Here is a 24,966-nt window from a genome sequence, read left to right as displayed (position 1 = left end):
AGTTTACGTAAAGGTTCGCAAGTTAGATCTTTTATTTCAAACAGATATAAATATTTTGCGAAGCGCATCGCAAGTGATGGCAATACCCCTTAACAATTACGCGAACGCTGCAACACATTAGCGGGCTAGCCCTGTTGCAGACGGAGGTTGGATGGGTGTATTTAACAATTAGTTAAAATAAAAGCCCTTTAATTAACAAACCCAGACCGCCGACGCGTTCCGCCACGGCAGCCGCTAAATCTCACGACTTCGTAAGCTAGAGTAGGGATAACATTATGTTTGGTTGGACCCCGCAGCAACGCAATGCGGCTATCGCCAGCTTTTCAAGCTGGACGCTCGATGCGTTTGATTTCTTCGTGCTGGTGTTTTTGCTCAGCGATATCGCGCAATCTTTCCATGTCGGCATGGAAGAGGTGACGCTGGCGATCCTGCTGACGCTGGCAGTACGTCCGATCGGCGCGCTGATCTTTGGCCGCGCGGCGGAAAAATACGGCCGCAAACCGATTTTGATGCTGAACATCGTGTTCTTCTCGGTGTTTGAGCTGCTGTCTGCAGCGGCCCCGTCGCTGACGGTATTTTTGCTGTTACGGCTATTGTACGGCGTGGCGATGGGCGGGATCTGGGGCGTGGCGTCATCGCTGGCGATGGAAACCATCCCGGACCGTTCACGCGGCCTGATGTCGGGGATTTTCCAGGCGGGTTATCCGTTTGGTTATTTGTTGGCGGCAGTGGTGTACGGTCTGCTGTTTGAGGTGGTGGGGTGGCGTGGCATGTTTGTTATCGGCGCAGCGCCGATTTTGCTGTTGCCGTTTATTTACTATTGCGTACAGGAATCACCGGTGTGGCTGGCGGCGCGTGAACGCAAGGAAAGCAGCGCGTTGTTGCCGGTGCTGAAGAGCCATTGGAAACTGTGCGGCTATCTGGTGCTGCTGATGGCCGCGTTTAATTTCTTCTCGCACGGCACCCAGGATATGTATCCGGTGTTTCTGAAAGTTCAGCATGGTTTCGATGCTAAAACCGTCAGCATCATCGCTATTAGCTACAATATCGCGTCAATTATCGGCGGGGTTTTCTTCGGTGCGCTGTCGGAAAAAATCGGCCGCAGGAAAGCGATTATCATCGCTGCGCTGCTGGCCTTGCCGGTGATCCCGCTATGGGCGTTTTCCAGCGGTTCGCTGATGCTCGGGATTGGCGCATTTTTGATGCAATTCATGGTGCAGGGCGCCTGGGGCGTGGTTCCGAGCTATCTCACCGAGCTGGTACCGGCCAATACCCGTGCGGTGCTGCCGGGGTTCGTTTACCAGTTGGGCAATCTGATTGCGTCGGTGAACGCGACATTGCAGGCAACGATTGCCGCTCACAATGGCCACAACTATGGGCTGGCGATGGCGATCATTGCTGGCACGGTGGCGATTGTTATCGCACTGTTGGTGTTCTTCGGCAAGGATACGCGCGGCAAGGCAATCTCTGGTGAGGTGAAAACCCCAAGCCTGCATGCTAACGTTTGAAATCGCGGTAGTTTGCGTGAGGTATGACCAGATTGCGTCGAATAATAACGCAAAAAAAGTGTTGTCATGTCGAGCGTGACTATGGTACCTCTGTAGGCATTAGTTCGAAACGAGCACAGTGAACAAACCTATTATGAAAGCCTTTGCCCAAGTGATTAGCCTAGTCGTGATTAGCGTGGTGGTGATTATTATCCCACCGTGCGGGGCTGCACTTGGACGAAGAAAGGCTTAGAAAACAAGCCGGAATCGCAAGAGAACCCCCGCACCGTAAGGTCCGGGGGTTTTTTATTGGCATAAGAAAAGTGAAGCAAGGATAAGAGAATGAATAACAGAACAAAATTCTGTAGTTGTCGAAGTAAGGCGAGGAAATAACCATGAATGGGGCTCAGTGGGTAGTACAAGCGTTGCGTGCACAGGGAGTTGATACGGTATTCGGCTATCCGGGTGGCGCAATCATGCCGGTTTACGATGCATTGTATGACGGCGGGGTGGAACACCTGCTGTGCCGCCACGAACAAGGCGCCGCAATGGCCGCCATCGGCTATGCCCGTTCAACCGGCAAAGTCGGCGTTTGTATCGCTACCTCCGGCCCTGGCGCCACCAATCTGATCACCGGCCTGGCCGATGCGCTGCTGGACTCTGTGCCGGTCGTGGCTATCACCGGTCAGGTAGGTTCTGCGCTGATCGGCACCGATGCTTTTCAGGAGATCGATGTTCTCGGCCTGTCTCTGGCCTGCACCAAACACAGCTTCCTGGTGGAATCACTGGACGCGCTGCCGGGCATCATGGCGGAAGCCTTCGCCATCGCCGGCAGCGGTCGCCCAGGCCCGGTGCTGATCGATATCCCGAAAGACATCCAGCTGGCACAGGGTGATCTGCATCCTCACCTGATGCCGGTAGTGGAAGAACTGAATTACCCGGCGGCAGAGCTGGTGCAAGCCGCGGAGTTGTTGGCGCAGGCGCACAAACCGATGCTGTACGTTGGCGGTGGAGTTGGCATGGCGCAGGCGGTGCCGGCGTTGCGCGAGTTTATCGCCGTGACTCAGATGCCAAGCGTCGCCACGTTGAAAGGGCTGGGCGCGCCAGACGCGGAACATGCCTATTATCTCGGCATGCTGGGCATGCATGGAACCAAGGCCGCCAACCTGGCGGTGCAGGAATGCGATTTGCTGATCGCCGTCGGCGCGCGTTTTGACGATCGCGTGACCGGCAAACTGAACGCGTTCGCACCGCACGCCAAGGTGATCCACATGGATATCGACCCGGCGGAGATGAGCAAGCTGCGTCAGGCGCACGTGGCATTGCAGGGCGATTTGAAAGCTTTGCTGCCGGCTCTGCAACAGCCGTTGAATATCAGCGCCTGGCAGCAGCGGGTTGTGGAGCTGAAAGAAACCCATACCTGGCGTTACGATCACCCAGGCCAGCCGATCTATGCGCCGCTGCTGTTGAAACAGTTATCCGAGCGCAAACCGGCCAATACTGTGGTTACCACCGACGTGGGCCAGCACCAGATGTGGACCGCGCAGCACATGACCTTTGAACGTCCTGAAAATTTCATCACGTCCAGCGGCCTGGGCACCATGGGGTTCGGCGTGCCGGCCGCGGTGGGGGCCCAAATGGCGCGGCCGCAGGATACGGTGATCTGCGTGTCGGGCGACGGTTCCTTCATGATGAACGTGCAAGAGCTGGGTACCATAAAACGAAAACAGCTGCCGCTGAAAATCGTTTTACTGGATAACCAGCGTTTAGGCATGGTTCGACAGTGGCAGCAGCTGTTTTTTGACGGTCGTTACAGTGAAACCAACCTGTCCGATAACCCCGATTTCCTGATGTTGGCCAATGCCTTCGGTATTCCCGGCCAGCGCATTACCCGCAAAGACCAGGTGGCAGACGCTCTCGACGCCTTACTCAACAGCGAAGGGCCTTATCTGCTGCATGTGTCCATTGATGAACTCGAAAACGTCTGGCCGCTGGTACCGCCGGGCGCCGGCAACGAAACCATGTTGGAGAAAATGTCATGATGCAGCATCAACTCTCGATCCAGGCACGTTTTCGTCCTGAAATGTTAGAGCGCGTATTGCGCGTCGTGCGTCATCGCGGCTTTCAGGTTTGTGCTATGAATATGGTTTCAGCGGTGAATACCGACAACATCAATATTGAATTGACCGTTGCCAGCCAGCGCCCGGTGGATCTACTGTCATCACAGTTAAGCAAACTGATGGACGTCTCCTGCGTTGAGATCCAGCAACCAACATCACAACAAATACGCGCCTAAGGCGCGAGAAGGATAAAGAATAATGACGAAGAAAGCCGATTACATTTGGTTCAATGGTGAGATGGTTCCCTGGGCTGACGCCAAAGTGCACGTGATGTCGCATGCGTTGCACTACGGCACTTCGGTGTTTGAAGGAGTCCGCTGCTACGACTCCCATAAAGGCCCGGTGGTATTCCGCCACCGCGAACATATGCAGCGTCTGCACGACTCGGCAAAAATCTATCGCATGCCGGTATCGCACAGCGTCGATGAGCTGATGGAAGCCTGCCGTGCCACGCTGCGTAAAAACAATTTGGTCAGTGCTTATATTCGTCCGCTGGTGTTTGTTGGCGATGTCGGCATGGGGGTTAACCCGCCAGCCGGTTACAATACCGACGTGATTATCGCGGCGTTTCCTTGGGGCGCGTATCTGGGTGAAGAAGCGCTGGAGCAAGGCATCGATGCGATGGTTTCTTCCTGGCAGCGCGTAGCGCCCAACACCATTCCTACCGCGGCCAAGGCTGGCGGTAACTACCTTTCCTCCCTGCTGGTGGGCAGCGAAGCGCGCCGCCACGGTTATCAGGAAGGGATTGCGCTTGACGTGCACGGTTATATTTCCGAAGGGGCGGGCGAGAACCTGTTCGAAGTGAAAGACGGCGTGCTGTTTACCCCGCCGTTCACCTCTTCCGCGCTGCCGGGCATCACCCGTGACGCCATTATCAAACTGGCGAAAGACATGGGCTTCGAAGTGCGTGAGCAGGTATTGTCGCGCGAGTCGTTGTACCTGGCCGACGAAGTGTTCATGTCTGGCACCGCAGCGGAAATCACCCCGGTGCGCAGCGTTGACGGCATCCAGGTCGGTATCGGCAAATGCGGCCCGGTGACCAAACAGATCCAACAGGCATTCTTTGGCCTGTTTACCGGCAAGACCGAAGACAAGTACGGTTGGCTGGATCCGGTAAATCCATAATTTACCCGTCGCCTTTCAACCTGCAGCGTTGTTAGCTGCACTCGCTCACCCCAGTGACTTACTAAAGTAAGCGCCTGGGGATGAGTGAGCTGGCCGCCTGGCTGCAGATTGAAATTCATAGGGTAAATCGACAGACAGATAAGAATATCCAGGCGGTTCGTTCGCCGCCTGTAATAAATACATTTGGAGTGAAGAGCATGCCTAAGTACCGTTCCGCCACCACCACCCACGGCCGCAACATGGCGGGTGCCCGCGCATTATGGCGCGCGACCGGAATGACCGACGACGATTTTGGCAAACCGATTATTGCGGTGGTCAACTCATTTACCCAGTTCGTGCCGGGCCACGTGCACTTGCGCGATTTGGGCAAACTGGTTGCAGAGCAGATCGAAGCCTCCGGCGGCGTCGCCAAAGAGTTCAACACCATTGCGGTGGATGACGGTATCGCCATGGGCCACGGCGGTATGCTCTATTCCCTGCCGTCGCGCGAACTGATCGCCGATTCGGTTGAATACATGGTGAATGCCCACTGCGCCGATGCGATGGTGTGTATCTCCAACTGCGACAAAATCACCCCGGGGATGCTGATGGCGTCACTGCGCCTCAATATTCCGGTGATTTTCGTTTCAGGCGGCCCAATGGAAGCCGGCAAGACCAAGCTGTCCGACAAGATCATCAAGCTGGACCTGATCGATGCGATGATCCAGGGTGCCAACCCGAACGTCAGCGACGCCGACAGCGCGCAAATCGAACGTTCCGCCTGCCCGACCTGCGGCTCCTGTTCCGGCATGTTCACCGCCAACTCGATGAACTGCCTGACCGAAGCGCTGGGCCTGTCTCAGCCGGGTAACGGCTCGCTGCTGGCGACCCACGCGGACCGTAAGGATCTGTTCCTCAACGCCGGCAAGCGCATCGTTGCGCTGACCAAACGTTACTATGAGCAGGACGACGAAAGCGCGCTGCCGCGCAGCATCGCCAACAAGGCGGCATTCGAAAACGCCATGACGCTGGATATCGCCATGGGCGGCTCGACCAACACCGTACTTCACCTGCTGGCAGCGGCCCAGGAAGGCGAGATTGACTTCACCATGGCAGATATCGATCGCCTGTCGCGCAAGGTGCCTCACCTGTGCAAAGTGGCGCCAAGCACTCAGAAATACCATATGGAAGACGTGCACCGCGCCGGCGGCGTACTGGCTATTCTCGGCGAGTTGGACCGCGCGGGGCTGATGAACCGCGACGTCGATAACATCCTGGGCCTGAAGCTGCCGGAAACGCTGGAACAGTACGACATCATGCTGACCAAAGATGAAGCCGTGAAGAAAATGTTCCGCGCCGGCCCGGCGGGTATCCGCACCACTCAGGCGTTCTCGCAGGATTGCCGCTGGGATACGCTGGACGACGACCGCGCAGAAGGTTGTATCCGCTCGCTGGAAAATGCGTTCAGCCTGGAAGGCGGATTGGCCGTGCTGTACGGCAACATGGCGCTGGACGGCAGCATCGTTAAAACTGCCGGCGTCGACAAAGATAACCTGACCTTCCGTGGCCCGGCGAAAGTCTACGAAAGCCAGGATACGGCGGTGGAAGCGATTCTCGGCGGTAAAGTGGTTGCCGGCGACGTGGTGGTCATCCGCTACGAAGGGCCAAAAGGCGGGCCGGGCATGCAGGAAATGCTGTACCCGACGACCTACCTGAAATCCATGGGGCTGGGCAAAGCCTGTGCGCTGATTACCGATGGGCGCTTCTCCGGCGGCACCTCGGGCCTGTCTATCGGCCACGTTTCTCCGGAAGCGGGCAGTGGTGGCCTGATTGCGCTGATCGAAGATGGCGACATGATCGACATCGACATTCCAAAACGCAGCATGGTGCTGGACGTTACAGACAGCGAACTGGCGGCACGCCGCGAGGTTGAGCTGGCGCGTGGCGATCGCGCCTGGACACCGAAAAATCGTGAGCGTCAGGTTTCTTACGCCCTGCGCGCCTACGCCACGCTGGCGACCAGTGCCGACAAAGGCGCGGTGCGCGACAAGAGCAAGCTGGGAGGCTAAGCATCATGGCGGAATCACAACCCCTATCCGACGCCCCCGGCGGCGCGGAGTATCTGCGAGCGGTGCTCCGCTCGCCGGTTTACGAGGTGGCTCAGGTCACCCCGTTACAGGCCATGAGCAAAATCTCTTCGCGACTGGGTAATACCATTCTGGTGAAGCGTGAAGATCGTCAGCCGGTGCACAGCTTCAAGCTGCGCGGAGCCTATGCGATGATCGCCAGTCTGAACGAAGAACAAAAGGCGCGCGGCGTGGTGACGGCTTCCGCCGGTAACCATGCGCAGGGCGTAGCCTACTCCGGCAAACGGCTGGGGATCAAAACGTTGATCGTGATGCCGGTATCCACCGCAGACATCAAAGTGGATGCGGTGCGCGGTTTCGGTGGCGAAGTGCTGTTGCATGGCGCCAACTTTGATGAAGCCAAGGCGCGGGCGATTGAGCTGTCGCAGAAACAGGGCATGACCTTCGTACCGCCGTTCGATCATCCCACGGTGATTGCCGGGCAGGGCACGTTGGCGATGGAGCTGCTGCAGCAGGACGCGCATCTTGACCGGGTGTTCGTGCCGGTTGGCGGTGGTGGCCTGGCGGCCGGCGTGGCGGTGCTGATTAAGCAACTGATGCCGCAAATCAAAGTGATTGGCGTGGAGGCGGAAGATTCCGCCTGCCTGCGGGCGGCGCTGGATGCCGGGCACCCGGTGGATCTGGCACGCGTCGGGTTGTTCGCCGAGGGTGTGGCGGTGAAGCGCATCGGCGATGAAACCTTCCGCCTGTGCCGGGAATACCTGGACGATGTGATCACCGTCGACAGCGACGCTATCTGTGCGGCGGTAAAGGATTTGTTCGAAGACGTGCGTGCCATTGCCGAGCCTTCCGGCGCGCTGGCGCTGGCCGGGCTGAAAAAGTACGTGCAGCAGCACAATATTCAGGGCGAGCGCCTGGCGCACGTACTGTCTGGCGCTAACCTGAACTTCCACGGATTGCGTTACGTGTCCGAACGCTGCGAATTGGGTGAACAGCGTGAAGCCCTGCTGGCGGTGACTATTCCAGAGCAGAAAGGCAGCTTCCTGAAGTTTTGCCAACTGCTGGGCGGCCGTTCGGTGACCGAGTTCAACTACCGCTATGCCGATGCGGATAACGCCTGCATTTTCGTCGGTGTTCGTCTGACGCGCGGTCATGCGGAACGGCTGGAGATCATCGACGAGCTGAATGCCGACGGTTATCAGGTGGTAGATCTGTCCGATGACGAAATGGCCAAGCTGCACGTGCGTTACATGGTGGGCGGGCGTCCTTCGAAGCCGCTGCGCGAACGTCTGTACAGCTTTGAATTCCCGGAGTCGCCGGGTGCGCTGCTGAAGTTCCTGCAGACCTTGGGTACTCACTGGAATATCTCGCTGTTCCATTATCGCAGCCACGGCACCGATTTTGGCCGCGTGCTGGCGGGCTTCGAGCTGTCGCAGACCGAACCCGAGTTTGAGCAGCACTTGCAGGCGCTGGGCTACGATTGCCACGATGAAACCGATAACCCGGCGTTCCGCTTTTTCTTGCAGGGCTAAGGGAATCGACAAGGACGGCGTATGACAGACAGTTTTACCGGTTTCAGCCAACAGGGGCTGAATTTTCTCCAACAGGTGCGTATCGAGAACGACAAAGACTGGTTTGAAGCCAATCGTAACGTTTACGAGCGGGAGCTGTTGACGCCGTTCCGTACGCTGGTGGCCGAGCTGAGCCCGGCCATGCTGACGATCGATCCGCAGTTTGAAACCCGGCCGGCGATCGGTAAAACGCTGTCGCGGCTCCACCGCGATACGCGTTTCTCTCATGACAAATCGCGCTATCGCAGCCGCATGTGGCTGACGTTTAAACGGCCGAGTAAAGACTGGAAAGACGCGCCGGTGTATTTCTTTGAACTGGGGCCGGATATGTTGCGCTATGGGCTGGGCTATTACAGCGCCAACAAGCCGACGATGGACCTGTTCCGCCATACGCTGCTGCGCCGGCCGCAGCCGTTTTTAGAGGTGGCGGCCTGCTGTCGGCCACCGTTCGAGCTGGTGGGGGAAAGCTACAAACGCCCGCTGGTGAAAGAGCAGGTGGCGGAGCTCGCCACCTGGTACAACCGCAAATCTTTCGCGGTGATGGTCAGCGACAGCCAGGTAGAGAAGTTGTTCAGCGCCGGTTTGGTGCAGACGCTGACACAAGGTTTCCAACAGCTTGAGCCGCTGTATCACTGGCTGATGCAGGTGGAGACGATGAAGCAAATCGATCCGGCTGATTTATGAATACCCGCCGTCTTTCAAGCTGCAGCCTGTTGGCTGCAACTTGAAATCCATAGGGTATTTTGATTTTTATCTTTCACACGGCAACAAATCCGCTGTCGTTTAAAGTAAACGCCAAAAAGCTTCGATCAGTGGATCGCCGAGGCGCTTTTTCTGTACGCAAACGCCCAGTTCAAAGGGTTCGACCATCGAAATATTTTCCAGCTGCGAGATGCGGTTACGCACCGGTTCCGGGCTGTTGTCTACCACCACGCCGGGGATCAGCGCAATGCCGCAACCCAGCGCTACCATCGAAACGATGGCCTCGTGGCCGCCGACGGTGGCGTAAATCAGCGGGTTGGCGATGCGTTGGCGGCGGAACCACAGTTCGATGCGTTTTCGTGACGGCCCGTGCTCCGGCAGGATAAACGGAATGGTGGCCCAGTCGGGCTTCTCGGCAAACGCCTGGCTGCGGACCGCGCAGGGGAGTGCTGGCGCAATCAGCACCAGCGGGATTTCGCCGATTTTAGTGAACGCTACGCTGGTGGGCAGGGTTTCTGGCCGGCCGGCAATGCCGAGGTCAGCCTCGTTGGACTGCACCTTGTCGACCGCGTCGGCAGCGTCACCGGTGGTCAGTTTGATTTCCACCAGCGGATGCTGCGCTCGGAACCTGTCGAGGATTGGCGGCAGATGGCTGTAGGCGGCGGTAACCGAGCAAAACAGCCGCAATTCGCCGCTCAGCGAAGGGCCGTGCTGGCCCAGCGAATGTTTCAACTGCTGGTATTGCAACAGGGTATGCTGGGCAAACTCTTTCAGCTGTTCACCGGCATCGGTGAGCTGCACGGTGCGGTTATCGCGCAAAAACAGCGGTTGCCCGAGGATCTCCTCCAGCCGTTGGATCTGGCGGGATAGCGTCGACGGGCTGACGTGCATCGCTTTGGCGGTGCGGCCAAAATGCTGGCTTTCCGCCAGATGGAGGAACAGTTTTAAATCACGCAAATCCATATCGGTACGCTCGCAGCAAGAGTGTTGCATAAATTGCAATATCACATTCGTAATATATCAATTTAAGCAACGCGTTTCCTGTTATACATTGAGTTTAACGAATCTCCGCACAGACAGGGCGGGGAATGAAAATAACATCGATAAGCTAAATCGACACAACATCTAACTGGAGTACCACCATGGCTAACTATTTCAACACATTGAACCTGCGTCAGCAGTTGGCGCAATTGGGTAAGTGTCGTTTCATGGCACGCGACGAATTTGCGGATGAAGCCGGCTACCTGAAAGGCAAAAAAGTGGTGATCGTCGGCTGTGGCGCACAGGGCCTGAACCAGGGTCTGAACATGCGTGACTCGGGCCTGGACGTTGCCTATGCCCTGCGTAAAGAAGCCATCGACGAGAAGCGCCCTTCATGGCGTAAAGCGACCGAGAACGGCTTCAAAGTGGGCACCTACGAAGATCTGATCCCGCAGGCGGACCTGGTGGTTAACCTGACGCCGGACAAACAGCACACCTCAGTGGTTCGCGCAGTACAGCCGCTGATGAAAGACGGCGCGGCGCTGGGCTACTCCCATGGCTTCAATATCGTTGAAGTGGGCGAGCAGGTACGTAAAGACATCACCGTAGTGATGGTGGCGCCGAAATGCCCGGGCACTGAAGTGCGCGAAGAATACAAACGCGGTTTCGGCGTGCCGACCCTGATTGCGGTTCACCCGGAAAACGACCCGAAAGGCGAAGGCATGGCGATCGCCAAGGCCTGGGCAGCAGCGACTGGCGGTCACCGTGCCGGCGTCCTGGAGTCCTCCTTCGTTGCCGAAGTGAAATCCGACCTGATGGGTGAGCAAACCATTCTGTGCGGCATGTTGCAGGCGGGTTCGCTGCTGTGCTTCGACAAACTGGTTGCTGAAGGCACCGAGCCGGCGTACGCAGAGAAACTGATTCAGTTCGGCTGGGAAACCATCACCGAAGCGCTGAAGCAGGGCGGCATCACCCTGATGATGGATCGCCTGTCCAACCCGGCCAAGCTGCGTGCTTATGCGCTGTCCGAGCAACTGAAAGAGATCATGGCACCGCTGTTCCAAAAACACATGGACGACATCATCTCCGGCGCCTTCTCCAGCGGCATGATGGCCGACTGGGCAGAAGACGACGTAAAACTGCTGAACTGGCGTGAAGAGACCGGCAAATCGGCTTTCGAGAATGCGCCGCAGTTCGAAGGCAAAATCAGCGAGCAGGAATACTTTGATAACGGCGTGCTGATGGTCGCTATGGTGAAAGCAGGCGTTGAGCTGGCGTTCGAAACCATGGTTGACGCAGGCATCATCGAAGAGTCCGCTTACTACGAATCACTGCACGAACTGCCGCTGATCGCCAACACCATCGCGCGTAAGCGTCTGTATGAAATGAACGTGGTTATCTCTGATACCGCCGAATACGGTAACTACCTGTTCGCTAACGCCGCAGTGCCGTTGCTGAAAGAGTTTATGACAACTCTGCAGGCAGGTGATTTGGGTAAATCCGTGGCCGGTACTTCTGTAGACAACGCGCAACTGCGTGACGTGAACGAAGCGGTGCGCAATCACCCAATCGAATCCGTTGGCCGCAAACTGCGTGGTTATATGACTGATATGAAACGTATCGCGGTAGCAGGCTAAATACCCGTCGTCTTTCAAGCTGTAGCGTTGTTACCTGCACTATCACACCCCAGTCACTGACTAAAGTAAGTACCTGGGGATGAGATAGCTTGGTGCCTGGCTACAACTTGAAGTCTATAGGGTATTAAGATGGGTTTTCGAGTCCAATAAAAAGGCCAGCATCATTGCTGGCCTTTCGCATTTTTACGGTGACGGAATTATTGCGGCATGGCTGCGAGTGGAATAATCGCCCCGCGATATTGAATCACCGTGCTGGCAGTCAGGTGGCCACGCTGTGCCGCCTGTACCGCGTCGCCGCCGGTTAAACGTACCGCCAGGTAACCGGCGCTGAAGGAATCCCCTGCGGCGGTGGTATCCACCACCTTCTCTTTCGGCAGCTGCACCGCCGGAATCTCAAGCTCGGTGCCTTCGGCGCTGAATACCAGGCAGGCGTCTGCGCCGCGTTTGATCACAATCTCCGTCACGCCCAATGCCTGCGTGCGGCGGACCACCTGTTCCACCGGCTGGTTGCCCCACAGCAGGTCTTCATCGTCCAGGGTCAGGAAGGCGATGTCGGTACAGGCCAGCACATCGCGATAAACCTGTTGGGTTTCCTCACGGTTCTGCCACAGGCGCGGCCGATAGTTATTGTCGAAAATCACTTTCCCGCCGTTGGCGCGGCACTGGCGCAGCAACGCCAGCAATCGGGTGCGGCTGGCTGGGTTGAGAATGGCCACGCTGATGCCGCTGAGGTACAGATAATCGAAGTGGGCCAGGTGCTCGCACAGGCTCTCCGCTTGCGCCCCTTCCAGCCAGTAGCGTGCGGCGGCGTCGTTGCGCCAGTAATAGAAGGTGCGCTCGCCGGTATCATCGGTTTCGATCACATACAACCCCGGCAGCTTGTTTTCCAGTCGTTGGATCAGATCGGTTTTAACCTTTTCCTGTTGCCAGGCCTGCAGCATTTCCTGGCTGAAGCTGTCGGTGCCGAGGGCGGTGACGTAATGCACCTGCAGCGCGGTTTCCGACACCTGGCGGGCGATGTAAACGGCGGTATTTAAGGTATCGCCGCCAAATCCGCGGCTGAGCTCCGCGCCTTTTTGCGACAGTTCAATCATGCATTCGCCGATCACGGCAAGATTCTGGGTGGTCATAGTCAACGGCCCTGGCTGGAAGAAGAAAACGAAGGGATGCGCAACGCCTTCAGTCTCAACGCAAGGGCGGGGGGAGTCAATAAAAATAAAACATCGTTTTAATTAATTTATGATCGCTATCGGGAAATGGAAAAGTTTCCCGATGCGACGCGAGCTGCCGGCCGTTATTTAGCGGCTGCGCGCAGGTCGGTGACGCTGTGGCCGCCGATGCCCCAATTGTCGGTTTCTACTTCATCAATGACCACCACGGTGGTCGCCGGGTTTTTCCCCAGCGTATCCACCAACAGTTGCGTCACGCCGGCGATCAGCTGTTTCTTTTGCTCCGGCGTCGCGCCTTCGCGGGTAATTTTGATATTTACGTAGGGCATGTCTTTTCCTCTGTTATTGATCTGTTATCAATGTAAAAGGCTTTCGCTATCGCTTAAAGCTTTATCGCATCTTGCCGATAAACTAAGAGCAGCACTACCGCAGCCTGAGCGTTTTCATTCTCCTTCGATGGCGATAGTACCCATGACAACCAAGACGAACTCTGGTCTGCTGGCGCCATTCCTTGCCGTCTGCATGCGCGTAAAAACGCAACGTTACTGGCGACAATGTCAGCGCTTGTACACCTTTCAGCCTATCTACCGCACCTCCGGCGCTTTGCTGGCGATAGAGCTGTTAACGGTGGTGTATCACCCCAGCGCGCCGGATAAGCCGCAGTCGCCGGAGCGCTATTTCGCCGCCCTCGACGTTCGCTCGCGCCTGCGGATCATTCAGGAACAACTCAGCTTCCTGCAAGGCTGGCAGCCGCATTTTATCCGCCATGCGTTGATGGTGTCGGTCAATATCGACGGTATTGCGCTGCAGGCGTTGCAGCGACATGCTGAGTTGCAAAGGCAGATTACCGCGATGCCCTATCTGCGCTTTGAGCTGGTGGAGCACGCCGGGATGGCGCTGGGCTGTCCGTTGCAGCAAATTACGGGTGCGGAGCGGTTGTGGCTGGATGATTTCGGCAGCGGCTTGGCGAACTTCTGTGCCATCAGCACCTGGCGTTACCAATACATTAAAGTGGCGCGTGAGTTATTCACCCTGCTGAAGCAGACGGAAGACGGCATCGAGTTGCTTTTCACCCTGATCAAAATAATGAACCAGCTCAGCGAAGGGGTGATCGTCGAAGGGGTGGAAACCGAGCAGGAATGGTTGCTGGTGCAGCGTTCCGGCGCATTGGCTGCGCAAGGTTACTACCTTTCCCGCCCGGCCCGTTTTGAAACGCTGCAAACCTTGCCTGTGTTGTTTTCCTCGCCGCCCGCCTGACTCTCTGCCCGCCTAAAGCGTGAACTCTTGCCTATCCTCGGCTAGGCTTGGTAAAGCCTGCTTATCAATTTTACTGGCAGATTACCGTGTTCAGGGAGCCGATATGACAAGAACGGGAAAAGCTTTCAGCTGGGTTGGCGGCATCGTGCTGCTGGTGATTGCCGTGCTGGTGATCTTTGTGATGACCTTCGACTGGAACCGCCTTAAACCGACCATCAATGACAAGGTGTCTGCCGAGTTGCAGCGGCCGTTCGCGATCCGCGGCGAGCTGGGCGTGGACTGGGCGCGTGAGAAAGATGAGGGTGGCTGGCGTGCCTGGGTGCCGTGGCCGCACATTCATGCCGAAGACATTGTGTTGGGCAATCCCAAAAATATTCCCGGCGACAGCATGGCCCAACTGCAACGCGTCGATGCCAGCATCGCGCCGCTGGCGCTGCTCGGCAAAGAGGTGTTGATTCCGCGTATCTGGCTGAAACAACCGAACGCCACCTTGCAACGGCTGGCGAACGGCGACAATAACTGGACCTTCAACCTGGCCGGCGATCCCAAACAACCGACGTCCAACTGGTCGGTGAATATTCATGACGTCGTCTTCGATCGCGGTCAGATTGATGTTAAAGACGCTACGCTGAAGGCAGATTTCCGTGCGCTGATTGACCCGCTTGGCAAGCCGCTGCCGTTCAGCGAGGTCACAGGAAAAAAAGACGCCGGCAGTGCGATCACCCCCGACTATGTTTTTGGCTGGAAGGTGAAGGGCAAATACAACGGCGAGCCGCTGTCGGGCAGCGGCAAGATGGGCGGCATGCTGTCGCTGCAGAATGCCGAGGTGCCTTTCCCGCTGCAAGCCGACGTGCGCTCTGGCGCAGCCCGGGTGGTGGTGGTTGGCACGCTGTCCGATCCGATGAACCTCGGCGGGTTGGATCTGCGGGTAAAATTATCCGGCGATAGCCTGGGCAATCTGTATGGCCTGACTGGCGTTCTGCTGCCGAATACCCCGCCGTACTCTACCGATGGGCACCTGATCGCCCGGTTGCACGAGAAAGGCGGCGCGATGTTCCAGTACCAGAAGTTCGACGGCAAAATCGGCGACAGCGATATCCACGGCAATTTGAAATATGTCGCCAGTAAACCGCGGCCCAAACTGAGCGGTGAAGTGCTGTCGAAACAGCTGCGCCTGGCCGATTTGGCGCCGTTGATTGGTGCGGATTCCAATACGGAAAAAGCCGGTCGTGGGGAGAAGAGCCGTCAGCCTGCCGACAAGGTGTTACCGGTTGAGAAATTTGACACCAAAAGCTGGAACCTGATGGATGCGGACGTGAAATTTACCGCGAAACGCATCGAGCGCGGCAATTCGCTGCCGCTGAGCGATCTCTCTACCCATTTGCAGTTGGATAACGGTGTGATCCTGATGGACCCGCTGCGATTCGGCGTGGCCGGCGGCAACCTCAACGCCACCCTTCGTCTGGACGGCGGTAAAAACCCGATGCAGGGCCGGGTGGATATGCATGCGCGTAAATTCCAGCTTCAGCAGCTGTTGCCTAACGTGGCGTCGATGAAGCGCAGCCTGGGGCAGATGAACGGGGATGCCAAACTGACCGGCAGCGGTAATTCGGTGGCCGATCTGTTGGCAACCAGCAGCGGTGAACTGCGCATGGTGGTTAACAACGGCGTGATCAGCCGCGGACTGATGGAGATCCTCGGTCTGAATGTGGGCAACTATCTGGTGGCGAAGCTGTTTGGTGACGACGTCGTGGGCATCAACTGTGCGGCGGCGGATGTCGGTATTCGCAATGGCGTCGCCGCGCCGCGGCTGTTCGTGTTTGACACCGAGAACGCCATTATCAATATCAGCGGCAACACCAATTTGGCTACCGAGCGGCTGGATCTGTCCATCGATCCGGAAAGTAAGGGCATGCGCGTGCTGACGCTGCGTTCACCCTTGTATGTGAAAGGGACCTTCAAGAACCCGGATGCCGGCGTTAAAGCCGGCCCGCTGATTGCGCGCGGTGCGGCTGCGGTGGCGCTGGGCGTGGTGCTGACGCCGGCGGCAGCCTTGCTGGCGTTGGTTTCTCCGAGCGAAGGCGGCGATGAAAACCAATGCGGGCAAATCCTGCAAAAGATGAAGCAAAAGAAATGATCTGTATGGCCCGCCGAGCGGGCCATCTTTAATTCAACACCCGGCAGTCGTGATCCTGAATTTCTTCCGCCGAGGCCAGAGTAAAGGGCAGCAGGCTGCGTTCGGTGGCCAGCAGCAGGAAGTCGCCACCTGGGAGTGCGGTCATCGCCAGGCCAAAGCTGCCCATGCGGCCATTGGCGCGTGGGATGCCCTCGGCCAGCAGGCGGAAAGCACCTTGTCTGGCCAATTCGTCAGGAGCGACCCGGCGCACCAGATAATCATGACCCAGCAGGCCACCGGGCAGCGGTTGCCATTGTTCGGTGTAATCCGCCGCAAACTGCGCCAACTGCGTTTTTACCGCCGGCAGCAGGCAGGAAATATGAATGTGCAGCTGATTCTGGCTGCGGCCATACTCGGAATTAATCGCCAGCGAAATATCAGCGTCATCAATCTCTTTGCCATATTTATCCGCCATAAAATGGCGCGCCGCCCAGGCCTGCGCAAAGAAGTTCGGGGTGGTGGCTTCCAGCACCGTCGGGCTTTCAATACCGGTAATTTTAGCGCTTGGCATCAACAGATATTGCAACGGCCCGTTGCGATCCTTAAACACGACAAAACCGGCCTGTGTGTCAACCTGTGCGCAGGGCGCCGGGTTATTGTGCGCCTGCTGGTTGGGCAAACACTGTTGGCTGACGATGCGCCAAAGCGCGTCCGGGTGGGATGATTTCAGCCCGAACCAGGCACCCAATGCAAGGGCGGCAACGATCAGGGGAACAAGGTACCAATACAGCCTGCGGCGCAGAGACATCATCGATTTCCGTTCAACGGGAGGAGCGCACAGCATAGTCTGAATTTATGACAGGAGACAAAGCGGGAAGTGCGGCCCCGCCGGGGGGCCGCAAAACAAGGGTTACAGCGACATATCCCGGGTCTCTTTCATCAGCAGCAAGGCGATCAGCGTGAGGCTGGCCATCGCTGCCAGATACAGACCGACGTAGAACAGACCGTAGTGGGTTGCCAGCCAGGTGGCGATATAAGGCGCCACGGCGGCCCCGAGGATTGACGCCACGTTGTAGGAGAAGGACGCGCCGGTATAACGCACTTCGGTCGGGAACAGCTCCGGCAGCAGCGCCCCCATCGGGCCGAAGGTCAGGCCCATGATGCTCAGACCGCACAGCAGGAAGCCCATCACCAGCACCTGATTGCCGGAGCCCAACAGGCTTGGGAACAGGAAGGCGAAAGCGATCATCAGCAGGGTAATGGCGATCATGGTCTTGCGGCGGCCAAAGGCATCCGCCAACAGGCCGGCAATCGGCACCATCACGCCAAAACCGATTACCGCCACCATCAGCATCCACAGGAAGGTATTGCGTGAGTAGCCTAACCCCAGCGGCTGCGCCGTGGTGCCGTAGGTCATCGAGTAAACCGTCATCAGGTAGAACAGGGTATAGGTCGCCAGCATGATGAAGGTACCGAGTATGGTCGCCTTCCAATGCTTGCTCAGCAGGGTGCCGAGCGGGATTTTTACCTGTTTGCCGGCTTTCGCCACCTTGGCGAACACCGGAGTTTCATGCAGTGATACGCGGACATACAGGCCGATCAGCACCAGAGCTGCGGACAGGATAAACGGCACGCGCCAGCCCCATTCCATAAACTGCTGGTCTGTCAGCAGCCAGGAGAGCAGCAGGAAGGTCCCGTTGGCGAAGAAGAAGCCGATAGGCGCACCCAATTGTGGGAACGAGCCGTACAGCGCGCGCTTTCTAGCAGGAGCATTCTCGGTAGCCAGTAAAGCCGCGCCGCCCCATTCACCGCCCAGACCAAGCCCCTGGCCAAAACGCGCCAGCGCCAGCAGGAGCGGCGCAAAGATGCCAATGGTGTCATAGCTCGGCAGCAGGCCGATCAGCACGGTAGAAATCCCCATGGTGAGCAGCGAGGCGACCAGCGTCACCTTGCGGCCCACGCGATCGCCGAAGTGACCGAACAGCGCCGAACCAATCGGGCGTGCAATAAAGGCGACGGCGAAGGTGGCCAGTGATTGCAACGTGGCCGTGGTCGGGTCGCCCTGCGGGAAGAAGATATGCGGGAATACGATCACCGCGGCGGTGGCGTAAATATAGAAATCGAAAAACTCGATGGCGGTACCGACCAGCGAGGCGACAATCACTTTTCCGCGTGAGTTTACCGGTGTTGACGCCTCGTCGGCGTCCAGAGTTGGTGCGATGGATGCTTGCATAGTGTTTCTTATTTTTTGAATTTGTAAAAATCCATCTTAGTCATAGCAAAATGCCTTTTCAATGATGAAACTTTGTACAATGCCGTCATTAACCGGTTAAAAAGCTTAATGTTTCAGTACTGTAACTCCCTTTAGGTTTTAACGTTGCAAAATGAATAATATACAGATTTAATTGCTGTAAAAATCGTAAAGAAAAGTTAGTCGGTAGTTTGTTATGCTGGTTTTGAGACAGCGAAAGGTTTGATTTTGGTGGTGTGTGCTGGGTTTTTAGTATTATCTCAGAATAAAACGCCGGCCATCGAATGATGGCCGGTATGATTGCATTGCTTCAGGGGGCAGGCTGCTCGGACGTCGGCAGGGTTTTATCTTCTTTATACTGCGCGGTGGCGATCCAGGCGGCGCAGAACAGCGTCAGGCGGGCAAAGAAATAGAAGAACGCCATCAGCCCAATCACCGAGCCAAAGGCGGCGCCGGAAGGGGACTTGGCCACCTGCGGCAGCGTCATGGTCATCACAAACTTAATCACTTCGAAGCCGATGGCGGCGAGCAGCGTCCCGCGCAGCAACGCCTTTTTCTTTGGCTTATGGCGTGGCAGCATCCAGAAGATCCACAGGAACAGCAGGTAGTTGGCGAGAATGGAGATCGACAACGCAATCAGCGTCATCGCAGGCCGCAGCCATTCTATGCCTTCCAGGCCCAACGCGCTGACGATGGCCGCCTGTGCCGAACCGGCGATGGAGGTCAGCGTCAGGGTAATAATCAGCGCCACCACCAGGCCGGTTAGCGAGATAAAGTCGCGGGTATATTTGAAATAGAGCTTTTCCTGATCCTGCGGATTACGTTCCCACACGTCACGCGACTGCGCCCGGATCGCCTCACGCAGGTTGCCCATCCAACTGATCCCCGAATACAGCGCCAGCGCCAGGCCTGTCAGCCCCACCGTAGTGCGCTGCTGAATGGCGGTATTAACGGTATTTTTCAGCGTGCTGGCCAGCGTAGGATCGCTGATGCTGCCGACAATTTTATTGATCAACCCGGCCAGCAGGTCAGGATTGGACGCCAGTACAAAGCCGACGGCGGCGAACGACACCATCAGAATCGGAATCAGTGAGAGAAACGAAAAATAGGTGATGGCGGCGCCAAACTGGCTGCCCAGACGATCGTTAAAGCGCTCGGTGGCGCGCAGCAGATGAGCGATGCTAGGCCAGGCCTGAATGCGCTCGACCAGCCGTGAAAAACCGGAAATGTGCCGGTCAATTTTTCCGTGGCCGGTTTTGATACCGATCAGGGGTTTTTGCGGCATTTCATTGTGGGGCTGACGGGGTTCTTTATCTGATCCTGTAGGCATTACGTCACGATTTCCTTAACGATAAATAGGCTGTCTCAGTCTTGATTATAGCCAAAATGCTCGCCGATTGGCCGTCGGGGGCGGCAACCGGGCAATTTGTGAGCTTATCGGCGCTGGACCGGTGGCCAACGGCGTGAGGTATGGAGAACCCGGAGAATCTGCAGATGGCTGTGGGTAAGACGGTAAATCAGCAGGTAGCGGTGTCTGATAACGATTTCATGCGTTGACGCAATTCGGCCCCTTTTGTATAGCTTTGGATGTTGGCAGGCACGCTCCGCCGCCGCCTCAAACTCATCATCCAGTGCTATTGCAGCGGTCGGATTATCCTTTGCAATGTATTCCATAATTGCCTCACGATCTTCCAACGCCATTGGTTTCCATTCCAACTGCATGGCATATCCTTAATTTATTTGCGTAATGCAGCCTTCTTTTTGGCGAATAACGCCTGAGCATCGTCGTGAGAGAGGGCTGGCCGTGAGTCGTCCATCGAGGCCTGAACCTGTTCGCGCAGCCACTCTTCATAAGCGGCAGCCTGATGCGCTCGTTTCAAGGCCACAGAGCGGTCCGGGCGCAGGGTCGCGTCTGTACTATGGGGATCGTAATTTTCGGCATTGACCTCGAAGCGGGCAATCCCGATCTCCTGCAGATAAGTGACCAGTGTTTCCAACCGTTTGAATACCCTTATTTGTTTGCTGCGTTGTGCTGCCAATGGGCGCTCTGCCTGGCCAAAGGACACTTTTAACGCCCACCCACCCGGTTGCCCGATAACCTGAGCACCGTTGATTTCGCCTGCCGCTGCCAACCGGCACAGAGCGGCATGTTCAATAGTATCGGCCATCATTCCGTTTCCTTTTTTCATCGTTCCTTGAGTATTGCAATTAACTATTAATTGCACAACAGGTTCTCTCTGGATACGGCTCTGTTATCGCTAACCCGATAGGTAAAATTCTTATGTCAACCGCGCAGCCAGAGCGGCTTTTTTCATTCGCCGACCGCCAATTTTTATCTATTTCATCACCAAGAAAGCGTTTACTCATGAGGTGGCGCTGCGGTGGTTCAACCGCAGCGTTACTGCAGCCGTAGGGGCTGGAACGGTTTCACCTGTTATCAATAGATAAAATGGAAGGTCATATGAAATTACTTAATCATCCCACCTGTCGTCCGTTTACCGAAGCGGGCACTTTGACACAGATTTCCGCCTACTATGAGGAAGAGCGGCACATCATGTGGATGCTGCTGCGCGCCGAGCCGCGGCCTTGCTTCAATCAGGCGCTGATCGAGGACATCATGACGTTGGCGCAGGCGGCGAAAGAGTCGTCGCTGCAGTTTGATTTTTGGGTGACCGGTTCGCTGGTGCCGAACATGTTCAACGTCGGCGGCGATCTGCAATTCTTTGCCGAAGCGATTAAAAACCGCAAACGTGAAGCAATGATGGCTTACGCGCGCGCCTGCATTGATTGTGTGCACGCGGCGGCGCGCGGGTTCGATACCGGAGCGGTTAGCATTGCGATGGTGGAGGGCAGCGCGCTGGGCGGGGGGTTTGAAGCGGCGCTGGCGCACCATTTCGTTCTGGCGCAGAACAATGCGCGCATGGGCTTCCCGGAAATTGCCTTTAATCTGTTCCCCGGCATGGGCGGTTATTCGCTGGTGGCGCGCAAAGCGGGCATGCGCTTGGCCGAGGAGCTTATCTGGAGCGGCGAGTCGCACACCGCCGAATGGTTTGAAAGCCGCGGCCTGGTCGATCAACTTTTCCAGCCCGGTGACGCCTATATAGCCACCCGTACCTTTATCGATACCATCCGGCCCAAGCTGAACGGCATGCGCGCCATGCTGCGCGCTCGCCAGAGGGTATTGCAGCTTACGCGTTCGGAGTTGATGGACATCACCGAAGATTGGGTGCATTCGGCTTTCACTATCGAGGAGAAAGACCGTGCCTATATTGAACGTTTGGTCATGCTGCAGGATCGTCATACGCTGAACCTGCGCCGTGCCGGCTAATGTAAACCTGCCCGCATCACGCTGAGGGTGGTGACGGGCAATAAGACCGCAGCCAATGTTCCAGCTGTTCCGGGAGCATTGGCCGCGCAAACAGGAACCCCTGTTTCTCGTCCACGCCAACCTCATCCAGGAACCTGTTCTCGCTTTCTGTCTCAACGCCTTCGGCGATCACCCGGAATTTCAGCGCCTCGGCCGCCGCGACGATGGCGCGCACCAGCGATTGCGAAACCGGATTGAAATTCACGCCGCGCACAAAGCTTTTATCCAACTTAATGGCATCCAGCGGGATACGCGCCAGTTGCGCCAGCGAGGAGTAGCCGGTGCCAAAATCATCGAGATGAACTTGCGCGCCCAGTTCACGCAGCCGGGTGATGACCGCGCGTGCGCGTCTCTCATCCTCAATCAGGCTGCTTTCCGTCAGTTCGAAGTCCAGCAGGCACGGCGTCAACTGGTTGTGCTGCAACACGTCGATAAGATCTTCCACGATGGAATCATCGACCAACTGCCGAGCGGAAAGATTTACGGCGACCCGCAGCGCCAGCCCTTGCAGCTGCCACTGGGCGGCCTGTTTGGCCGCAGTCTGCAGCACCCATCGACCGAGCGGGCCGATCAGCCCGGATTCTTCAGCGTAAGAGATAAACTGTAACGGCGGGATCAGACCGCGTTCGGGCGAGTCCCAACGTACCAGGGCTTCCACGCTGTGCACCATGCCGCTGAGCGCATCGATTTTCGGTTGGTAATAAACCACCAGTTGATTCTGCTCCAGACCCTTGCGCAGGTTGGTGTCCAGCCACATATATTCAGCGACGCGTTTGTTCATTTCCGGCGAGAATACGGTAAAGGTGCGTTTGCCGCGCTCTTTGGCGACGTACATGGCGGTATCGGCGCTGCGGATCAGGCCGTCGAGATCGTTACCGTGTTCCGGGCACAGCGCGATGCCAATCGAACAACCGGTATAGACTTCGATAAGGCCGATGCGGAAGGGCGTTTTCAATCGGTCGATAATACGCTGGGCCAGCTGTTGCAGCACCTCGCGGTCGGCCTGTTGGGCCAGCACCAGGAATTCATCGCCCCCAAGACGGGCCAGAACCTGATCGGGCTCCAGACAGCCGAGCACCGCCAGCGACACCTCAACCAGCAAACGGTCACCGAACATATGCCCGTAGGCGTCGTTCACCTTTTTGAAATTATCGAGATCGAGGTACACCAGCCCAACGTTGCTGTCACCGCGTTCCGCGATCGCCTGGATGATTTTGTCCTGAATGGCGTTGCGGTTGGGCAGGCCAGTGATGATATCGGTATTGGCCAGCACCCGCAGGCGTTCCTGGGCGCGGCGTTCTTCGGTGATGTCCGTACCGGAACAAATCAGGAAGACTTCGTTTTTCCCGCTACCGCTGTGGACGAATTTGTTGCGGAACAAAAACAGCCGCTCGCCTTTTACCGTTTTGACCCAACGTTCCACCTCGTAGGACGAACCATTACGGAAAAAACCGGCGATATTTCGCCGCGAGGCCGCCGCTTCTTCCGGGCTCATAAACAGCTGAAAGACGTTTTTGCCAATGACATCATGTTCATGCAGACCGGTGTATTCTTCGCTCAGACGGTTGAAACGCTGGATGCGGCCATGCTGATCGACAATCACAATCACCGAATTGGCTTCCGATACCACCTGCTCGGCAAAGGAAAGCCCATGCACCAGGTCACGGGCGACCGACTTGGTGTCGCTGAAAGCGGAGGCGGTGCCGGCCCATTCCAGCTTGTTGATCCGGCGGCCCACCAGATGCAAATGTATCGGCTCGCCGACCAGCGAAATAGAGATATCCAGGCTGGCGGTAATGCCGCTCAGACGCCGTATTTTTGCTGCCTGTATGGCGCTGAGTGCCACGGCCATATGGGCTTTGCCTTTGACTGCGGACAGCTCCAGGGCATTGCTGTCGAATGCCAGCCGCCAGTAGGGGCTGCTGGTGCCAAAGTGGGCGTTCAGGAGCATAGGACCTTGGTCTGCGAACATGATGATTCCTCAAAAGGGCACGACAGCCAGGTTTCCGCAATGAGCGTAGCCGCAGTTTTCAGGCTCGGTAGCGGCCGCAGTGCACGTATCTCCATCATATAACACGTTTTTCACGGGCGGGCATGGGTGATGAAACTATTATATAAGCAATAATTAGTTTTGCTGTGTAAATGTCCCACTGTTGCCGGTTGCTTTGAGTGTAAGAGAAAAATCTTCAATCAAGGGAAAATCGTACGATTTCTGCGCAGTGGGTGCCGCCATATTGTTGAAGGGCGGTTGTACTGGATGAGGCTAAATTATAATAAAGGCGGTGGGCGGCAGGAATAACCCCATTGGGGTGAATTTTAATTTTCTCAGGCAATCAAAATTTCCGGACCCTAGACACTATCTCCATAATTTACTCAAAGTTGTCGAATAAACCTGTTTTGGGTTTTAAAAAATTTACACAGCATCGCATTACTCTATGTTTAACGGCCTACTATTATCCCCGACGAACGAAAGAAGAGCCTGTTCACGTACAGCGCTCCTGATGAAGAATAATTTTAAGGAAATCATTATGCGTAAACTGACCGCTTTATTTGTAGCTTCTACTCTGGCGCTGGGCTCTGCTTCCATGGCCTTCGCTGCGGACACCACGGCGGCACCGGCGGCACCGGCGTCTGCTGCGGATGCTGCCCCGATGAAAATGATGCACCATAAAGGCGAAGGTAAAGGCGGGCCGTTTGCCGGCCTGAACCTGACAGAACAGCAGCGCCAGCAAATGCGCGACATCATGAAAGAATCACACCAGAATCGCGGTGCGGGCGTAAAAGAGGAGCGTCAGGCGTTGCACAACCTGGTGGCTAGCGACAGCTTCGATGAAGCAAAAGCAAAATCCCAAATTGATGCCATCAGCAAAGCGCAGTCCGAACATATGTTGGAACGCGCCAAAGCGGAAAATAAAATGTATAACCTGCTGACCCCTGAGCAGAAAAAACAATACAATGAGAATTATCAGAAACGCGAACAGAAAATGATGGACCACATGAATAAAATGAAATCGAAAATGGCGACCGAGCAGTAATAGCGTCATGGGGTAAATAAAAAGGGCCAGATTATTCATCTGGCCCTTTTGCTTTTGGTCAGCTATTGCTGGCCAGAAAGTC

At 56.5% G+C, this 24,966-nt stretch carries 22 protein-coding genes; 13 read left to right on the top strand and 9 right to left on the bottom strand.

What is annotated here, in order from left to right:
* The first annotated feature begins 275 nt into the window (after window positions 1-275).
* From ACUTSW_RS22565 to ACUTSW_RS22530, 8 genes are all read left to right on the top strand, one after another.
* A complete protein-coding gene (locus ACUTSW_RS22565) occupies window positions 276-1,508 on the top strand; it encodes an MFS transporter (protein ID WP_166729173.1) in 1,233 nt (410 codons plus the stop codon).
* A gap of 133 nt (window positions 1,509-1,641) precedes the next feature.
* Window positions 1,642-1,740, top strand: coding sequence for an ilv operon leader peptide (gene ilvL, locus ACUTSW_RS22560; protein WP_013814970.1), 99 nt, complete (start codon window positions 1,642-1,644; stop codon window positions 1,738-1,740).
* 142 nt (window positions 1,741-1,882) lie between these two features.
* Entirely contained in the window at window positions 1,883-3,529 is a 1,647-nt protein-coding gene (gene ilvG, locus ACUTSW_RS22555; protein ID WP_445585419.1) for an acetolactate synthase 2 catalytic subunit, read from the top strand.
* Window positions 3,526-3,783 (top strand): acetolactate synthase 2 small subunit, encoded by a 258-nt coding sequence (gene ilvM, locus ACUTSW_RS22550; RefSeq protein WP_004951714.1) that lies wholly within the window; start codon window positions 3,526-3,528, stop codon window positions 3,781-3,783. The genes ilvG and ilvM overlap by 4 nt, the downstream gene beginning before the upstream one ends.
* A 22-nt stretch (window positions 3,784-3,805) precedes the next feature.
* The gene (gene ilvE, locus ACUTSW_RS22545) at window positions 3,806-4,732 is read left to right on the top strand and encodes a branched-chain-amino-acid transaminase (RefSeq protein ID WP_013814968.1); all 927 of its coding nucleotides are present in this window, start codon (window positions 3,806-3,808) and stop codon (window positions 4,730-4,732) included.
* Between the two features lie 197 nt (window positions 4,733-4,929).
* On the top strand, window positions 4,930-6,780 hold the full coding sequence (gene ilvD, locus ACUTSW_RS22540) for a dihydroxy-acid dehydratase (protein ID WP_062869032.1): 1,851 nt from the start codon (window positions 4,930-4,932) through the stop codon (window positions 6,778-6,780).
* A gap of 5 nt (window positions 6,781-6,785) precedes the next feature.
* Window positions 6,786-8,330, top strand: coding sequence for a threonine ammonia-lyase, biosynthetic (gene ilvA, locus ACUTSW_RS22535; protein WP_013814966.1), 1,545 nt, complete (start codon window positions 6,786-6,788; stop codon window positions 8,328-8,330).
* Between the two features lie 21 nt (window positions 8,331-8,351).
* The gene (locus ACUTSW_RS22530; RefSeq protein WP_445585418.1) at window positions 8,352-9,053 is read left to right on the top strand and encodes a DUF2461 domain-containing protein; all 702 of its coding nucleotides are present in this window, start codon (window positions 8,352-8,354) and stop codon (window positions 9,051-9,053) included.
* Window positions 9,054-9,152: 99 nt separating this feature from the next.
* On the opposite strand, the gene ilvY is transcribed toward ACUTSW_RS22530, so the two are convergent.
* Window positions 9,153-10,034: an HTH-type transcriptional activator IlvY gene (gene ilvY / locus ACUTSW_RS22525; RefSeq protein ID WP_445585428.1), complete on the bottom strand. Its 882-nt coding sequence runs from the start codon at window positions 10,032-10,034 to the stop codon at window positions 9,153-9,155.
* 179 nt (window positions 10,035-10,213) lie between these two features.
* Here ilvY and ilvC point away from each other — a divergent pair, with 179 nt between their 5' ends.
* Window positions 10,214-11,689 (top strand): ketol-acid reductoisomerase, encoded by a 1,476-nt coding sequence (gene ilvC / locus ACUTSW_RS22520; RefSeq protein WP_004951700.1) that lies wholly within the window; start codon window positions 10,214-10,216, stop codon window positions 11,687-11,689.
* Window positions 11,690-11,886: 197 nt separating this feature from the next.
* Here ilvC and ACUTSW_RS22515 read toward each other — a convergent pair whose 3' ends face one another.
* Window positions 11,887-12,819: a sugar kinase gene (locus ACUTSW_RS22515; RefSeq protein WP_445585417.1), complete on the bottom strand. Its 933-nt coding sequence runs from the start codon at window positions 12,817-12,819 to the stop codon at window positions 11,887-11,889.
* A gap of 164 nt (window positions 12,820-12,983) precedes the next feature.
* Complete coding sequence (locus ACUTSW_RS22510; protein ID WP_004951695.1) at window positions 12,984-13,187, bottom strand: 2-hydroxymuconate tautomerase family protein; 204 nt, start codon at window positions 13,185-13,187, stop codon at window positions 12,984-12,986.
* Between the two features lie 142 nt (window positions 13,188-13,329).
* Between ACUTSW_RS22510 and pdeH the strand changes: the two genes are divergently transcribed.
* A complete protein-coding gene (gene pdeH, locus ACUTSW_RS22505) occupies window positions 13,330-14,115 on the top strand; it encodes a cyclic-guanylate-specific phosphodiesterase (RefSeq protein ID WP_445585416.1) in 786 nt (261 codons plus the stop codon).
* 103 nt (window positions 14,116-14,218) lie between these two features.
* Window positions 14,219-16,252, top strand: a complete 2,034-nt coding sequence (locus tag ACUTSW_RS22500; protein WP_445585415.1) for an AsmA family protein — start codon at window positions 14,219-14,221, stop codon at window positions 16,250-16,252.
* A 28-nt stretch (window positions 16,253-16,280) separates the two neighbouring features.
* Here the strand turns inward: ACUTSW_RS22500 and ACUTSW_RS22495 are convergent, their stop codons facing one another.
* The 5 genes from ACUTSW_RS22495 to ACUTSW_RS22475 all read right to left on the bottom strand — a co-directional run bounded on the left by ACUTSW_RS22495 (window position 16,281) and on the right by ACUTSW_RS22475 (window position 20,671).
* On the bottom strand, window positions 16,281-17,042 hold the full coding sequence (locus ACUTSW_RS22495) for a CDP-diacylglycerol diphosphatase (RefSeq protein WP_006328771.1): 762 nt from the start codon (window positions 17,040-17,042) through the stop codon (window positions 16,281-16,283).
* A 99-nt stretch (window positions 17,043-17,141) separates the two neighbouring features.
* Window positions 17,142-18,464: an MFS transporter gene (locus ACUTSW_RS22490; RefSeq protein ID WP_020439981.1), complete on the bottom strand. Its 1,323-nt coding sequence runs from the start codon at window positions 18,462-18,464 to the stop codon at window positions 17,142-17,144.
* 328 nt (window positions 18,465-18,792) lie between these two features.
* Complete coding sequence (gene yhjD, locus ACUTSW_RS22485) at window positions 18,793-19,812, bottom strand: inner membrane protein YhjD (protein WP_062869026.1); 1,020 nt, start codon at window positions 19,810-19,812, stop codon at window positions 18,793-18,795.
* Window positions 19,813-19,916: 104 nt separating this feature from the next.
* On the bottom strand, window positions 19,917-20,204 hold the full coding sequence (locus ACUTSW_RS22480; protein WP_445585414.1) for a type II toxin-antitoxin system RelE/ParE family toxin: 288 nt from the start codon (window positions 20,202-20,204) through the stop codon (window positions 19,917-19,919).
* Window positions 20,205-20,218: 14 nt separating this feature from the next.
* Complete coding sequence (locus tag ACUTSW_RS22475) at window positions 20,219-20,671, bottom strand: antitoxin PaaA2 family protein (RefSeq protein ID WP_241921536.1); 453 nt, start codon at window positions 20,669-20,671, stop codon at window positions 20,219-20,221.
* Window positions 20,672-20,943: 272 nt separating this feature from the next.
* Between ACUTSW_RS22475 and ACUTSW_RS22470 the strand changes: the two genes are divergently transcribed.
* On the top strand, window positions 20,944-21,810 hold the full coding sequence (locus tag ACUTSW_RS22470) for a crotonase/enoyl-CoA hydratase family protein (protein ID WP_006328758.1): 867 nt from the start codon (window positions 20,944-20,946) through the stop codon (window positions 21,808-21,810).
* Between the two features lie 16 nt (window positions 21,811-21,826).
* Here the strand turns inward: ACUTSW_RS22470 and pdeR are convergent, their stop codons facing one another.
* Window positions 21,827-23,821, bottom strand: a complete 1,995-nt coding sequence (gene pdeR / locus ACUTSW_RS22465) for a cyclic di-GMP phosphodiesterase (RefSeq protein ID WP_445585413.1) — start codon at window positions 23,819-23,821, stop codon at window positions 21,827-21,829.
* Between the two features lie 556 nt (window positions 23,822-24,377).
* On the opposite strand from pdeR, the gene spy reads away from it, so the two are divergent.
* The gene (gene spy, locus ACUTSW_RS22460) at window positions 24,378-24,884 is read left to right on the top strand and encodes an ATP-independent periplasmic protein-refolding chaperone Spy (RefSeq protein WP_445585427.1); all 507 of its coding nucleotides are present in this window, start codon (window positions 24,378-24,380) and stop codon (window positions 24,882-24,884) included.
* The last annotated feature ends 82 nt before the right edge of the window (window positions 24,885-24,966 follow it).

It is taken from the genome of Serratia sp. TSA_198.1 (genome assembly GCF_052686505.1).
The sequence above is the reverse complement of the archived record's forward strand: the minus strand, read 5'-3'. Positions and strand labels throughout refer to the sequence as shown.